Origin of the sequence: Mycobacterium sp. PSTR-4-N (assembly GCF_022348085.1) — a bacterium.
Lineage (GTDB): Bacteria > Actinomycetota > Actinomycetes > Mycobacteriales > Mycobacteriaceae > Mycobacterium.
In genome coordinates this window covers 134,465-146,629 of record NZ_JAKRFN010000006.1, presented here as the reverse complement: position 1 = coordinate 146,629, position 12,165 = coordinate 134,465, and the positions used below count along the sequence as shown (strand labels likewise).

14 protein-coding genes are annotated in these 12,165 nt (G+C 69.5%); 7 read left to right on the top strand and 7 right to left on the bottom strand.

Features of this window, described 5'->3' with window-relative positions; genetic code table 11:
• Window positions 1-19 precede the first annotated feature (19 nt).
• The gene (locus tag MHN84_RS11120) at window positions 20-478 is read left to right on the top strand and encodes an SRPBCC family protein (RefSeq protein ID WP_241204690.1); all 459 of its coding nucleotides are present in this window, start codon (window positions 20-22) and stop codon (window positions 476-478) included.
• Here the strand turns inward: MHN84_RS11120 and MHN84_RS11115 are convergent.
• Window positions 475-1,218: an Rv3717 family N-acetylmuramoyl-L-alanine amidase gene (locus MHN84_RS11115; protein ID WP_241204861.1), complete on the bottom strand. Its 744-nt coding sequence runs from the start codon at window positions 1,216-1,218 to the stop codon at window positions 475-477. The two genes, MHN84_RS11120 and MHN84_RS11115, sit on opposite strands and share 4 nt — an antisense overlap.
• 115 nt (window positions 1,219-1,333) lie before the next feature.
• Here MHN84_RS11115 and MHN84_RS11110 point away from each other — a divergent pair, with 115 nt between their 5' ends.
• The 3 genes from MHN84_RS11110 (at window position 1,334) to MHN84_RS11100 (ending at window position 3,280) form a co-directional block, all read left to right on the top strand.
• Complete coding sequence (locus tag MHN84_RS11110; protein ID WP_241204689.1) at window positions 1,334-1,675, top strand: YbaB/EbfC family nucleoid-associated protein; 342 nt, start codon at window positions 1,334-1,336, stop codon at window positions 1,673-1,675.
• 1 nt (window position 1,676) lies between these two features.
• Window positions 1,677-2,288, top strand: a complete 612-nt coding sequence (gene recR, locus MHN84_RS11105) for a recombination mediator RecR (protein WP_143815683.1) — start codon at window positions 1,677-1,679, stop codon at window positions 2,286-2,288.
• A gap of 116 nt (window positions 2,289-2,404) precedes the next feature.
• On the top strand, window positions 2,405-3,280 hold the full coding sequence (locus MHN84_RS11100) for a hypothetical protein (RefSeq protein WP_241204688.1): 876 nt from the start codon (window positions 2,405-2,407) through the stop codon (window positions 3,278-3,280).
• On the opposite strand, the gene MHN84_RS11095 is transcribed toward MHN84_RS11100, so the two are convergent.
• A complete protein-coding gene (locus tag MHN84_RS11095; RefSeq protein ID WP_241204687.1) occupies window positions 3,261-4,574 on the bottom strand; it encodes a cytochrome P450 in 1,314 nt (437 codons plus the stop codon). The genes MHN84_RS11100 and MHN84_RS11095 overlap by 20 nt on opposite strands.
• 132 nt (window positions 4,575-4,706) lie before the next feature.
• Here MHN84_RS11095 and MHN84_RS11090 point away from each other — a divergent pair, with 132 nt between their 5' ends.
• Together MHN84_RS11090 and MHN84_RS11085 are read left to right on the top strand one after the other, a co-directional pair.
• Window positions 4,707-5,924 (top strand): sensor histidine kinase, encoded by a 1,218-nt coding sequence (locus MHN84_RS11090; RefSeq protein ID WP_241204686.1) that lies wholly within the window; start codon window positions 4,707-4,709, stop codon window positions 5,922-5,924.
• The gene (locus MHN84_RS11085) at window positions 5,921-6,577 is read left to right on the top strand and encodes a response regulator transcription factor (RefSeq protein WP_241204685.1); all 657 of its coding nucleotides are present in this window, start codon (window positions 5,921-5,923) and stop codon (window positions 6,575-6,577) included. The genes MHN84_RS11090 and MHN84_RS11085 overlap by 4 nt, the downstream gene beginning before the upstream one ends.
• Before the next feature lies 1 nt (window position 6,578).
• Here the strand turns inward: MHN84_RS11085 and MHN84_RS11080 are convergent, their stop codons facing one another.
• Window positions 6,579-7,295 (bottom strand): glutamine amidotransferase, encoded by a 717-nt coding sequence (locus tag MHN84_RS11080; protein WP_241204684.1) that lies wholly within the window; start codon window positions 7,293-7,295, stop codon window positions 6,579-6,581.
• Window positions 7,292-8,515 carry a Mur ligase family protein gene (locus tag MHN84_RS11075; protein WP_241204683.1) on the bottom strand — a complete coding sequence of 408 codons (1,224 nt, stop codon included), beginning with the start codon at window positions 8,513-8,515 and terminating at the stop codon, window positions 7,292-7,294. Before MHN84_RS11075 ends, MHN84_RS11080 begins: the two co-directional genes overlap by 4 nt.
• A 77-nt stretch (window positions 8,516-8,592) precedes the next feature.
• Here MHN84_RS11075 and MHN84_RS11070 point away from each other — a divergent pair, with 77 nt between their 5' ends.
• Window positions 8,593-9,591 (top strand): DEDDh family exonuclease, encoded by a 999-nt coding sequence (locus MHN84_RS11070; protein ID WP_241204682.1) that lies wholly within the window; start codon window positions 8,593-8,595, stop codon window positions 9,589-9,591.
• Between the two features lies 1 nt (window position 9,592).
• Here the strand turns inward: MHN84_RS11070 and MHN84_RS11065 are convergent, their stop codons facing one another.
• The 3 genes from MHN84_RS11065 to leuA form a co-directional block, all read right to left on the bottom strand.
• Entirely contained in the window at window positions 9,593-9,844 is a 252-nt protein-coding gene (locus tag MHN84_RS11065) for a hypothetical protein (RefSeq protein WP_241204681.1), read from the bottom strand.
• Between the two features lie 39 nt (window positions 9,845-9,883).
• Window positions 9,884-10,138, bottom strand: coding sequence for a hypothetical protein (locus MHN84_RS11060; protein WP_241204680.1), 255 nt, complete (start codon window positions 10,136-10,138; stop codon window positions 9,884-9,886).
• Window positions 10,139-10,234: 96 nt separating this feature from the next.
• Window positions 10,235-12,040 (bottom strand): 2-isopropylmalate synthase, encoded by a 1,806-nt coding sequence (gene leuA / locus MHN84_RS11055; protein WP_241204679.1) that lies wholly within the window; start codon window positions 12,038-12,040, stop codon window positions 10,235-10,237.
• Window positions 12,041-12,165: the final 125 nt, after the last annotated feature.

Sequence of the window (12,165 nt, the reverse complement as noted above, 5' to 3'; positions counted from 1 at the left end):
ACGACAAGGAGTTCCACCGATGGGACAGGTCAGCGCGTCCAGCACGGTTCTGATCGACGCCGACCCCGCGACAGTGCTCGGCGCCGTCGCCGACTACCAGGCGATGCGTCCGAAGATCCTGTCCGAGCACTACAGCGGCTACCGCGTGCTCGAGGGCGGTCAGGGTGCAGGAACCGTCGCCTCGTGGACGCTGCAAGCCACGAAGTCGCGCTCCCGCGACGTCAAGGCCACCGTCGACGTCGCGGGACGCACGGTGATCGAGAAGGACGCCAACTCGTCGATGGTGACCAACTGGACGGTCGCACCAGCGGGCCCGGGATCGTCGGTGACGGTCAAGACGTCCTGGCAGGGCGCCGGCGGCATCGGTGGGTTCTTCGAGAAGACGTTCGCGCCGATCGGCCTGCGCAAGATCCAGGCCGAGGTGCTGGGCAACCTCAAGCGTGAGGTGGAGGGCACCGAAGCGGTCCAGGACGTCTAGCCGCGCTGGGCGCCCAGGAACGCCACCACGCCGCGCACGATCGCGTCCGCGTACTTCTGCCGACCCTCGGGGGTCTTCATCAGACCGGAGTCGATCGGGTTCTTCATGTTCCCGCACTCGACGAGGATCGACGGGTACTGCGCCAGGTTCAGCCCGGCGATGTCGGCGCGGGGGTTGAGCCCCGACGAGCCGATGTAGGTCGCCGGCGGTATCCCCGAGCCCGCCATCGTGTCGCGCATGACCTGAGCGAATTGCACCGCGGGCCCGGCCTGGGCCGTGTTCAGCGGCGGCGACGAGTAGAGCACATGGAAGCCGCGCCCGGTCGGCGGACCGCCGTCGGCGTGGATCGAGACGATCGCGTTCGGCCGGATCGCGTTGGCCATCGCGGCGCGCTCGTCGACGCAAGGCCCCGGCCCGGTGTCGTCGCCGCGCGACATCGCCGTCCGCACCCCGAGACCCGTCAGTGCCTGCCGCACCCGCAGCGTGGTGTCCCAGGTGAACGTGTGCTCCGGGTAGCCGTCGTCGGTGGCCGTGCCGCTGGCCTGGCAGTCCTTGGTGCCACCGCGGCCGGTGGGGACCTGGCGGCTCAGCCCCGCCATCGACGCCTGGTGACCCGGGTCGAGGAACACGATCATGCCGGCGACGTTGGAGGGGGCGGCGTGTGCTGGTGCGGCGAGCGTGGAGGCCGCGACGAGCAGCCCGGCGAGGATCTGGGCGCCGACACGGCGAGGGGCTCTCATCAGCACCGCGCCACGGTAGCCCGCCTCCCGACTACGCTGGAAGCCCTGAGCGCCGCTTCGGCGTGAGCGCAACCAAGTCGATACCGACACGCAATCAACCCGCAAGAGGATCAGCATGCAGCCTGGTGGCCAACCCGATATGTCCGCACTGCTCGCCCAGGCGCAGCAGATGCAGCAGCAGTTGATGGAGGCGCAGGCAGCGCTGGCCGCCGCGGAGGTGCACGGTCAGGCCGGAGGCGGCCTGGTGCAGGTCACGATGCGGGGCAGCGGCGAGGTCGTCGGCGTGGCCATCGATCCCAAGGTGGTCGACCCGTCGGACGTGGAGACCCTGCAGGACCTCATCCTCGGGGCGATCTCCGACGCCGCGAAGCAGGTCACGATCCTGGCCCATGACCGGCTCGGCCCGCTGGCAGGCGGCATGGGCGGCCAGGGATTCCCCGGCCTGCCGGGGATGTGACTTGTTCGAAGGACCCGTTCAGGACCTGATCGACGAGCTCGGCAAGCTGCCCGGGATCGGCCCCAAGAGCGCCCAGCGGATCGCATTCCACCTGCTGTCCGTCGAACCGCCGGACATCGACCGGCTGACCGCGGTGCTGAACAAGGTGCGCGACGGGGTGACGTTCTGCGCGGTGTGCGGCAACGTCAGCGACGAGGAGCGCTGCCGCATCTGTGCGGACCCGCGCCGGGACGCGTCGCTGGTGTGCGTGGTCGAAGAGCCCAAGGACGTCCAGGCCGTCGAGCGGACGCGAGAATTCCGCGGGCGCTATCACGTGCTGGGTGGGGCGCTGGATCCGCTCTCGGGCATCGGCCCCGACCAGCTGCGGATCCGGGAACTGCTGAACCGGATCGGTGAGCGTGTCGACGGCGTGGAGGTCGCCGAGGTGATCATCGCGACCGACCCCAACACCGAGGGGGAGGCGACCGCGACGTACCTGGTGCGGATGCTGCGCGACATCCCGGGGTTGACGGTGACGCGTATCGCGTCGGGTCTGCCGATGGGCGGGGATCTGGAATTCGCCGACGAGCTGACGCTCGGCCGGGCGCTCGCCGGTCGCCGTGCGATGGCCTGATCAGGAGGCTGAGCCGCAACGCCGGGCAAACCCACGTCTTGTCGGCGATCCCTCGCACTTTCGCTGCAGGACGTGGATGTCGCTCACATGTCGGTGGCCGTTGTCAGGATGGCTGCATGAACAGGGTCATTCTCGGCGGCGAGGCGGTCCGGGCGGGTGTGGTGACCCGGCACGAACTGCGCCGCGATTACACGAAGCTCTACCGCGGCGTCTTCGTCCGTGCCGGCGGGGAGATCTCGCTCAAACACCGTGCGATCGGTGCGTGGTTGGCCACCGGTAGGCACGGGGTGATCGCCGGGGTGACCGCGTCCGCGCTGCACGGTGCGCCGGGGGTGGATGCGCGGCAACCCATCGAGGTGACCGGAGCCAAAGGCCGGCCGCAGGACGGTCTTCTGTTGCGCACCGAACGCCTGGCAGCAGATGAAATCACCGATGTCGGCGGTTTGCCCGTCACCACTCGGGTGCGTACGGCGTTCGATCTCGGCCGTCACCTCGAACGCGCCGAGGCGTTGGCCCGGCTGGATGCGTTGATGTGGAACCAGCGGTTCGACATCGCCGAGGTGGCCGAGCTGGCGCAGCGGTATCCGCGGGTGCACGGCGTCGCCCAGCTGCGCGAGGTGCTGCCCCTGGTCGACGGCGGCGCGGCGTCCCCGCGCGAGAGCGCGATCCGGCTTGCGCTGCACGACAACGGCTTTCCGCGGCCTGAGACGCAATACCCGGTGCTCGACGGATCGCGGCCCGTCGCGTTCCTCGACCTCGCCTACCCGGAGTACGGCGTCGCCGTCGAATACGACGGCGACCATCGCCGCACCGACCGGCGGACTCATGTCAACGACATCACCCGGCTGCGGATGCTGGAGCAGCGCGACTGGATCGTCATCCGGGTGATCGCCGAGGACCGGCCCGACGCCTGGCTGTCCCGCGTCGCCACAGCGCTGCGGGAGAGGGGGTGCCCGCTGCCACTCTCCCTCGTCACGACGCTGTGCGCGTGACGGCCTCGTGCCGGAGCCGGGCCGTCATCCGGCGGTAGCCGTTGAGGTTCACCAGCCCCCGGTGCTCGGGTGCGCCACACAGCTGCAGGTCGGGGTAGCGGTCGAACAGGGCCCGCAATGCCGTCACCGCCTCGTTGCGGGCCAGCGCGGCGCCCAGGCAGACATGGATGCCGCTGCCGAACGCCAGATGCTCGCGAGCGTTCGGCCGGGTGATGTCGAAACGGTCCGGCTGGTCGAAGACCTGGGGATCCCTGTTGGCGCCCCCGAGCAGCAGGACCACCGCGGTGCCGCGCGGGATCGGCACCCCGGCGATCTCGGTGTCGCGGCTGGCCTCGCGCGCGGTCATCTGCACCGGGCTGTCGAAACGCAGCATCTCCTCGACGGCTGACGGCCACAGATCGGGATCGTCGCGCAGGAGCGCGAGTTGGTCCGGGTGATTCATCAGCGCGACGATGCCGTTGCCGATGAGGTTGACCGTGGTCTCGACCCCCGCGCCCACGAGCAGCGCCGCGTTGGCCCGCAGCACGCGGTCGGTGAGGCCGCCCTCGAGGGCCATGGTGCTGAACGGTGTGCCGTCGGACCCTTCGGCGCGCAGCCGCCGGAAGTGCTCCAGCAGATACTCCTCGACGTCCCGCAGTTCGGTGATCGCGCCGTGGTAGGCCGACCAGGTGATGCCGATGTCGAGGAGCGGAGCAATTCGGTTGCCCCAGCGGAGGATTCGCTGTCGGTCGGCGATCGGCACGCCGAGGAGATCGCTGATCACCGCGGCGGGCACCTGCGCGGCGTAGTCGGAGATCAGGTCCACCTCGTCGCGGCCGTCGAGCCCGTCGAGCAGTGCGAGGGTCAGCTCGTCGATGCGGGAGTCGAGTGTGGCGATGGCGCGAGGGGTGAAGCTGCGCGACACCATCTTGCGGTAACCGGTGTGCTCGGGGGGATCGGTCATCAGCATCGACGGTGACTCGACGGGATTGGGCAGCCCCGGGTCGAGCCGGCGCATGACGCGCGCGATGACTTCGGGCAGGCCCGTCTCCGCGGGATCGGCGACCACGAAGTCGTTGTCGCGCAGCACACTGCGGCAGACCGCGTGATCGGCGCTGACCAACACCAGGGGAGTGCGGGCCAGCGGGCCGGCCGCGCGGATCTCTTCGATGCGGCGCAGCCGTCCCGACGGATCGTCGCGACCCAGGCTCAGTGTCGCCATCGGTTCTCCCCGGCGGGCGCGCGACGAGAGGACGGCTCGGGGAATGCCGTGCAGTGCTGTCCAGCGCATCCAGGTCGCCAGTCCGTTACCCATACGTCGACGGTAGGCAGTGTCGCGCACGGGCGCATCGTCCCTGGAGCGCAGGTTCGCCTCCTACCGGGGTAGGAGGGGGAATGCCTACCGCGGGCGGTGTTGCGGTTTCCGGACCGCTCCTACACTGGGCCGATGCTCGATGCGCTGCGGCACCGCGTGCGCGGGTACGCCGCACGCAAGGCCGAGGACATGCCGGGCGGCTACACCTGGCCGTTCGTCATCAGCGTCGACGTGACCATGGTGGTCGTCTCGGTGATCGCGGCACTGCAGCGACCGTGGTCGCACTGGTGGATCGCCGCCGTCGCGTTGCTGATCGCGATCGTGCCCGATGTCGTGTTCTTCTTCCTGGACCGGCGGGTGCCCGTGGCGGTCGAGGCGGCCACGGTGTGGCTGGCGTGGATGGCGAGTACCGCGTTGCTCCTGTTCGCGTTCCCGACACCGATCAGCGGGGATTTCGCACCGCTGCTGCTCAGTCTGCTGACCGGGATGATCGGTGCGTTCACCTCGGCGCGCACCAGTCTGCTGGTGGCGCTGTCCGCGGCGGCGCTCGTCGGTGCAGCAATGTGGGCCGGACGGCTCGAAACTCCCTGGCTCTACCTGACATTCATTGCGATCGGCCTGCTCGTCGGCTCGCTGATGCGGACCCAGCAGGAGTTGCTGATCGAACAGCGGCGGGCGCAGGCCAAACTCGCCGAACACGCCGCCGCCGACGAGCGGCGCCGGATCGCCCGCGAGGTCCACGACGTGATCGCGCACTCGTTGAGTGTGACGCTGCTGCACGTCACCGGTGCGCGACGCGATCTGCAGGTCGACCGCGATGTCGACGAGGCGGTGGCGGCACTCGAGCAGGCCGAGCGCCTCGGCCGCCAGGCCATGGCCGACATCCGCCACACCGTCGGTCTGCTCGCCGACGCCACCGGCACGGCGGTGCCCAACCCCGGCATCGGTGATCTGGCCGCGCTCGTGGAGGATTTCGTGCGGGCCGGGTTGTCGGTGTCGTTGCGCATCACCGGGGACATCGACCGAATCTCCGCGGGCGAGGGTCTGGCCCTGTACCGCATCGCGCAGGAGTCGCTGGCCAATGTCGCCAAGCACGCGCCGGAGGCGGCGACGTCGGTCGCGCTCGACGTCGGCAACGTGGCGCGGCTCGTGATCGTGAATCGGGTTCCGGTTCCCGTCGCGGGCGCAGGTGCGCAACTCGAAGGGCGAGGCATGCGCGGCATGCGGCAGAGGATCGAACTGCTCGGCGGCACGTTGGACGCGGGACCCGACGGTGACGGGTGGTCGGTGCGCGCGGTCATCCCCGTCGACGGTCGGCCCGGCTGCGTGGTGCGGGGCGGTGCACTGTGACCCCCGACCCGGTGAGTGCGCTGCTCGTCGACGACCAGGAATTGGTGCGCTCGGGTCTGCGCCGCATCCTGCGGCGCCGCGACGGGATCGTTGTCGTCGGCGAATGCTCCGACGGCGACGAGGTGCCTGCGGCAGTGGCCGAGCACCGGCCCGACGTGGTCGTCATGGATCTGCGAATGAAGCGCGTCAACGGGATCGAGGCGACGCAAACCCTGACCGACCGTGGCGGGCCGCCGGTGCTGGCGCTCACCACGTTCAGCGACGAGGAGCTGCTCTCGGGCGTATTACGCGCGGGCGCAGCCGGATTCGTCCTGAAGGATTCGCCTGCCGAGGAACTCATCCGGGCGGTGCACGCCGTCGCGCGCGGCGACGGGTACCTGGACCCGTCGGTGACTGCGCGGGTGCTGACCACCTATCGCACGGCGGCCGCCGATCCCGCGCCCGACGCGGTGCGGGAGCTGACGCCGCGGGAACTCGACGTGCTGACGCTGGTCGCCAAGGGCCGCTCCAACAGTGAGATCGCCGAGGAACTCGTCATCTCCGGTGTCACCGTGAAGAGTCACATCGGCCGCATCTTCGGCAAACTGGGGCTGCGAGATCGCCCGGCGGCCATCGTGTACGCCTATCGCCACGGCATCGTGGCCGCCCGCTGATCTACACGCGTCGCGGCGCTGCGAGCCGTTCCCGCCGCAGCCTGTCGACCTCCGGAAGGTCCAGTGGCGCAAGCGGTCCCACCACCTTGGCGAGCAGGTGATCGGCGAGCTCGGGATTGCGCGCCAAGCAGCAGCCGTGCAGATAGGTCGCGACGACACTGCCCTGGACGGCACCGTCCAGCCCGGAGCCCGCCCGGTTGCCTGCGCCCTTGGTGACCGCGGCCAGCGGCCGCGCCTCTGCGCCCAGATCGGTTCCGCCCCGGTGATTCTCGAAGCCGGTCAACGGCTGCGTGAGCCCGTCGATCAGCGGTGTGGAGGCCACTTCGCCGATCGTCCGCTCGGGCTGCGGTGAGGTCGTGACGTCGAGCAGACCCACGCCGGCCACCCGTTCCCCGGCGGACGTCTCGTACCAATGGCCCAGCACCTGGATCGCCGCGCAGATCGCCAGCACCGGGGCGCCGCGCGAGACCGCCTGCTGCAGACCGGGATAGCGCACCAGATGCTTGGTGGCGAGCCGCTGCGCGTAGTCCTCGGCGCCGCCGAGGGTGTAGATGTCCAGCTCGGCGGGCACGGGATCGTCGAGCGTGATCTCGACGATGTCGGCGTCGATTCCGCGCAACCGCAACCGCTGCCGCAGCACCAGCGAGTTGCCGCCGTCGCCGTAGGTGCCCATCACGTCGGGCAGGACGAGCCCGATGCGGACCGCGGACTCGCTCATGGCAGCCGCCTGTTCAGCTGGAGGAACGCCGTGTAGTTGGCGAGCACCTCGACGTGGCCGGGTGGGCAGCTGCGGATCGCGGCCATCGTGTCGTGCACCAGCGTGTGCTCGACGCCGGCGTAGCCGAGGCGCACCGCGAGATCGGTGCCGCGTTCCCCGGCGGCGACCACCGGCACGTTCTCGAAGTGCTCGAAGCGGACGTCCCACAGCCAGGACAGGTCCTCGCCATCGGGTACCTGACCGTTGACCGAGATCACGACACCCGCTGCGTCGCGGTCGAGCATCGACAGCGCCTCCTGCCACCCGGCGGGATTCTTGGCCAGCAGCAGGCGGGCCGTGTGCGACGGGCCGACCGCAACGGTGCGGTAGCGGCCGGCCACTTCGTCGACGGCCGACACGGCGGCGACGGCCGCGACGGGATCGGCGCCGAGGGTGACGGCCGCGGCGACGGCCTGGGTCGCGTTGCCCCGGTTCACCATGCCCGGCAGGGTGAGCGTCATCGGCAAGCTCAGACCGTCGGGGCCGTGGATGTGCGTGTCGTCGTACCACCACGCCGGGGTGGGCCGGTGGAAATCGCAGCCCGTCGAGCGCCAGTGCGCGCCGTCGCGCACGATCACCTCACCCGAGCGGGGGCAGCTGACCGAATCGCTGGCCCAGCCGCCGCCGGCAGCCACCCACACGACATGGGGGTGGTCGTAAGCCGCCGAGGTCATCAAGACGTCGTCGCAGTTGGCGACCACCACCGCCGCCCGGTGCCGGGCCATCCCGGCGCGCAGGGTCCGCTCGATGTGGTTGATCTCACCCACCCGGTCGAGTTGATCTCGCGACAGATTGAGCAGCACGATGACCGAGGGCGTGATGGCGTCACTGACGTGCGGGACGTGCATCTCGTCGACCTCGAGCGCGGCCAGCGGCGCGTCCGGTGCGGAGGCGAGCGCGGCCACCAGCCCGGCGTCCATGTTGGCGCCCTCGGCGTTCGTGGCGACGGGTCCGAGGGTGGCCAGCGCTGCGGCCGTCATCCGGGTGGTGGTGGACTTGCCGTTGGTGCCGGTGACGACGACCGTGCGGCGGCCCTGCCCGAGTTGGCGCAGGATCGACCCGTCGATGGTCATCGCGACGAGGCCGCCGATCATCGCGCCGGCACCGCGGCCGGTGACACGCGATGCCCACCGGGCGCCTGCACCGGCTGCGAGAGCAGCTCGTCCGCGTACCGAAACCATTCCCGGCAGTTTAGAGAAGGGCCCGACACGCGGCGTGGGGAGCAGGGCTTGTCGGAGCTGCGTGCCATTCTCAGACGGTGAGCTCAACCACCGTCAGCACCTGGGGTCGGCCCGCCGATCACGCGGGCGCCGGGTGGGCGGTCGTCGACGTCGAGACCTCCGGTTTCCGGCCGGGGCAGGCCCGTGTCGTCAGCGTCGCCGCGCTCGCGCTCAGCGATGACGGCAACGTCGAGAAGAGCCTGTACACGCTGCTGAATCCGGGGGTCGACCCCGGCCCCACCCACATCCACGGGCTCACCGCGGAGATGCTGGCCGGCCAGCCGACGTTCGCCGATGTGGTCTCTGACCTGTGCGACGTGCTGCGGGGACGGACCCTGGTGGCCCACAACGTGGGATTCGACTATTCGTTCCTGGCCGCCGAAGCGGAGATGGTGGGGGCTGAGCTGCCGACCGACACGGTGATGTGCACGGTCGAATTGGCCCGACGGCTGGACCTCGGGACGGAGAACCTGCGACTGGAGACGTTGGCCGCGCACTGGGGCGTCACCCAGATGCGCCCGCACGATGCCCTCGACGACGCGATGGTGCTCGCGCAGATACTCAAACCGGTCCTGGTGCGGGCGCGTGAGCGCCGCTCCTGGCTACCGGTGCACCCGGTGTCGCGTCGAGCCTGGCCGAACGGGCGAGTCACCCACGACGAGTTGCGTCCACTCAAGGCTGTCGCCGCCCGGCTTCCGTGCGCATACGCCAACCCTGGCCGCCACGTTCCCGGCCGGCCCCTGGTCCAGGGCATGCGTATCGCAGTCGCCGACGTGGATCGGACCTACGAGGAACTGATCGAACGGATGTTGCACGCCGGTTTGGCATACACGGAATCGGTCGACCAGCACACGTCGCTGATCGTCAACGATGTGCCGGATACGCAGCAGGGCAAAGGCTTTCAGGCCAGAGAACTCGGGGTGCCGGTGATGTCGTCGGGCGAGTTCATGGACGCGGTGGTGTCGGTCGTCGGTGGCGCCCAGGTCGAGGACTTCGTCGGCTCCGACCTGGGCGAGGACCAACTCGCGCTGTTCTGACTCAGGGCGCTTCGCAGATGCGTCCCGGGGTACATCCCGCGACATCGGGCATACCGTCTTGGCCCGGCGGGATCTCGCCCACGATGGGCGGCGGACCACCCTCGGGTGCCGGGGCGTCACACGCGGCGCCACGCGAGGCGCCGCCCGGATCGTCACACGGCACATTGGGCTGTGCACCGGCGACCGGAGCCATCGCGATGACCGTCGCGGCGGCCCCGGTCAGCAGGGCTGTTCCAAAGGTGATGAGTTTCATGCTGCTGTGAATTGCCAGCGAGCCCGCTGGCGAAACGATCTAATCGTCGCCGTTGTTGCACACCCGGCCGGGGATGCAGCCTGCGCCGCCGATGTAGGGATTGGTGCCACCCTGGCTCGCGGCCGGACCCGTGTTCGTCGTCCCGCCGCCGGGGGCGACGTTTGCGCACGGCGTGCCGTCAGCGGCGCCGTGCGGCGTCGCGCATTCCGGCTGAGCGGCCGCTGCAGGTGCGAACGAGATCGCCGCGGAAGCGGCGAGGGTGAGCAGAGAACCGAAAGTGAAATTGAGCTTCATGTTGGACAGGCTTCCCGCCGCGAGGTGCGTGAAACGCCAATCAGCACAAGTCATTTCTCGGTCACTCCTGCGCGGCGCACGAGCCCGCCGGCCGGGTCAGCGCCGCGCGGCCCGGTTCACCGCCGACACCACCGCGCGCAGCGACGCCGTCGTGATCGAGGTGGCGATCCCCACACCCCACACGGTGTGACCGTCGATCGCCGCCTCCACGTAGGCCGCGGCCTGCGCCTCCTCGCCCGAGGACATCGCGTGCTCCGAGTAGTCCAGCACGTTGACGTGGTAACCGATGGCGCCCAGCGCGTCGCAGAACGCGGCCAGGGGTCCGTTACCGGCACCGACGATCTCGCGTTCGGTTCCGTCGACCTTGACGACGGCCGTGATGGTGTCGGTCCCGCCGTCGACCTCGGCTGCGTCGACGCGTTGCCGCATGCGCTCCAGCGGGGTGATCGGTGCCAGGTACTCCTCGTAGAACGCGTCCCACATCTCCTTGGGCGACACTTCGCCGCCCTCACCGTCGGTGATGGCCTGGATGGCCGCGGAGAACTCGATCTGCAGCCGTCGGGGCAGCGCCAACCCGTGATCGGCCTTCATGATGTAGGCCACGCCACCCTTGCCGGACTGCGAATTGACCCGGATCACAGCCTCGTACGTGCGCCCGACGTCCTTCGGGTCGATCGGCAGGTAGGGAACCTGCCACAAGATGTCGTCGACGTCTTTGTCCGCGGCATCGGCGTCGAACTTCATCGCGTCCAGGCCCTTGTTGATCGCGTCCTGATGGCTTCCCGAGAACGCGGTGTACACCAGATCGCCGCCGTAGGGGTGGCGTTCGTGGACGGGCAGCTGGTTGCAGTACTCGACGGTGCGGCGGATCTCGTCGATGTTGGAGAAGTCGATCTGCGGATCGACGCCGCGGGAGAACATGTTCAGGCCCAGTGTGACCAGGCACACGTTTCCGGTGCGCTCGCCGTTGCCGAACAGGCATCCTTCGATGCGGTCCGCGCCGGCCTGATAACCCAATTCGGCTGCTGCGACAGCAGTTCCGCGGTCATTGTGCGGGTGCAGGCTCAAGATGATGCTGTTGCGCGGCGTCAGGTGCCGGTTCATCCACTCGATGGAGTCGGCGTAGACGTTGGGCGTGGCCATCTCGACCGTCGCCGGCAGGTTCACGATCAGCGGCACCTCGGGCGTCGGCGCGACGATCTCGGCGACGGCGTTGCAGACCTCGACCGCGTATTCCAGTTCGGTGCCGGTGTAGGACTCCGGCGAGTACTCGAAGCGCCACTGCGTGCCGGGGTACTTCTTGGCCTCCTCGACGCACATCCGCGCGCCGTCGGTGGCGATCTTCTTGACGGCGTCGCGGTCGGCGCGGAACACGACGCGGCGCTGCAGGATCGACGTCGAGTTGTAGAAGTGCACGATCGCGCGAGGCGCCCCCTCGCAGGCCTTGAACGTCTTCTCGATCAGTTCGGGGCGGCACTGCGTCAGCACCTGGATCGTCACGTCGTCGGGAATCGCGCCCTGTTCGATGATCTCTCGGACGAAGTCGAAGTCGGTCTGGCTGGCCGACGGGAAGCCGACCTCGATCTCCTTGTAGCCCATCCGGACCAGCAGGTCGAACATGCGCCGTTTGCGGGCCGGGCTCATCGGGTCGATCAGCGCCTGGTTGCCGTCGCGCAGGTCGACCGCGCACCACAGCGGGGCGGTGTCGATGACCTTGTCGGGCCAGGTGCGGTCGGGCAGTGTGACGGGCTCGACCTCGGCGGCGAAGCTGCGGTACCGGCTGACCGGCATCGACGAGGCGCGCTGGGTGTTCCAGGCGGGCTGGCCGTCGCGGCGGGGGCCGGCGGGCGTGGTGATGGTGCGTACCGAATGAAAAGCGTCGGGGGTGAAGTTCTCGGTCATGATGATGGGCTCCGGGTTGGTCTAGGGATTCTCAGACCGGCGCATCGCGAATACCCGCGACGGGAGGCCAGTCTGGATCAGACCCCGTCGCGGCGTCCGAGAAGGAGCACCCGCTGCACGCGGTT

What these genes read in the sequence shown, in the direction of transcription:
- MHN84_RS11120 (WP_241204690.1), top strand. Translation starts at nt 20, where the DNA reads ATGGGACAGGTCAGCGCGTCCAGCACGGTTCTGATCGACGCCGACCCC.
- MHN84_RS11115 (WP_241204861.1), bottom strand. Translation starts at nt 1,218, where the DNA reads ATGAGAGCCCCTCGCCGTGTCGGCGCCCAGATCCTCGCCGGGCTGCTC.
- MHN84_RS11110 (WP_241204689.1), top strand. Translation starts at nt 1,334, where the DNA reads ATGCAGCCTGGTGGCCAACCCGATATGTCCGCACTGCTCGCCCAGGCG.
- MHN84_RS11100 (WP_241204688.1), top strand. Translation starts at nt 2,405, where the DNA reads ATGAACAGGGTCATTCTCGGCGGCGAGGCGGTCCGGGCGGGTGTGGTG.
- MHN84_RS11095 (WP_241204687.1), bottom strand. Translation starts at nt 4,574, where the DNA reads ATGGGTAACGGACTGGCGACCTGGATGCGCTGGACAGCACTGCACGGC.
- MHN84_RS11090 (WP_241204686.1), top strand. Translation starts at nt 4,707, where the DNA reads ATGCTCGATGCGCTGCGGCACCGCGTGCGCGGGTACGCCGCACGCAAG.
- MHN84_RS11080 (WP_241204684.1), bottom strand. Translation starts at nt 7,295, where the DNA reads ATGAGCGAGTCCGCGGTCCGCATCGGGCTCGTCCTGCCCGACGTGATG.
- MHN84_RS11075 (WP_241204683.1), bottom strand. Translation starts at nt 8,515, where the DNA reads ATGGTTTCGGTACGCGGACGAGCTGCTCTCGCAGCCGGTGCAGGCGCC.
- MHN84_RS11065 (WP_241204681.1), bottom strand. Translation starts at nt 9,844, where the DNA reads ATGAAACTCATCACCTTTGGAACAGCCCTGCTGACCGGGGCCGCCGCG.
- MHN84_RS11060 (WP_241204680.1), bottom strand. Translation starts at nt 10,138, where the DNA reads ATGAAGCTCAATTTCACTTTCGGTTCTCTGCTCACCCTCGCCGCTTCC.
- leuA (WP_241204679.1), bottom strand. Translation starts at nt 12,040, where the DNA reads ATGACCGAGAACTTCACCCCCGACGCTTTTCATTCGGTACGCACCATC.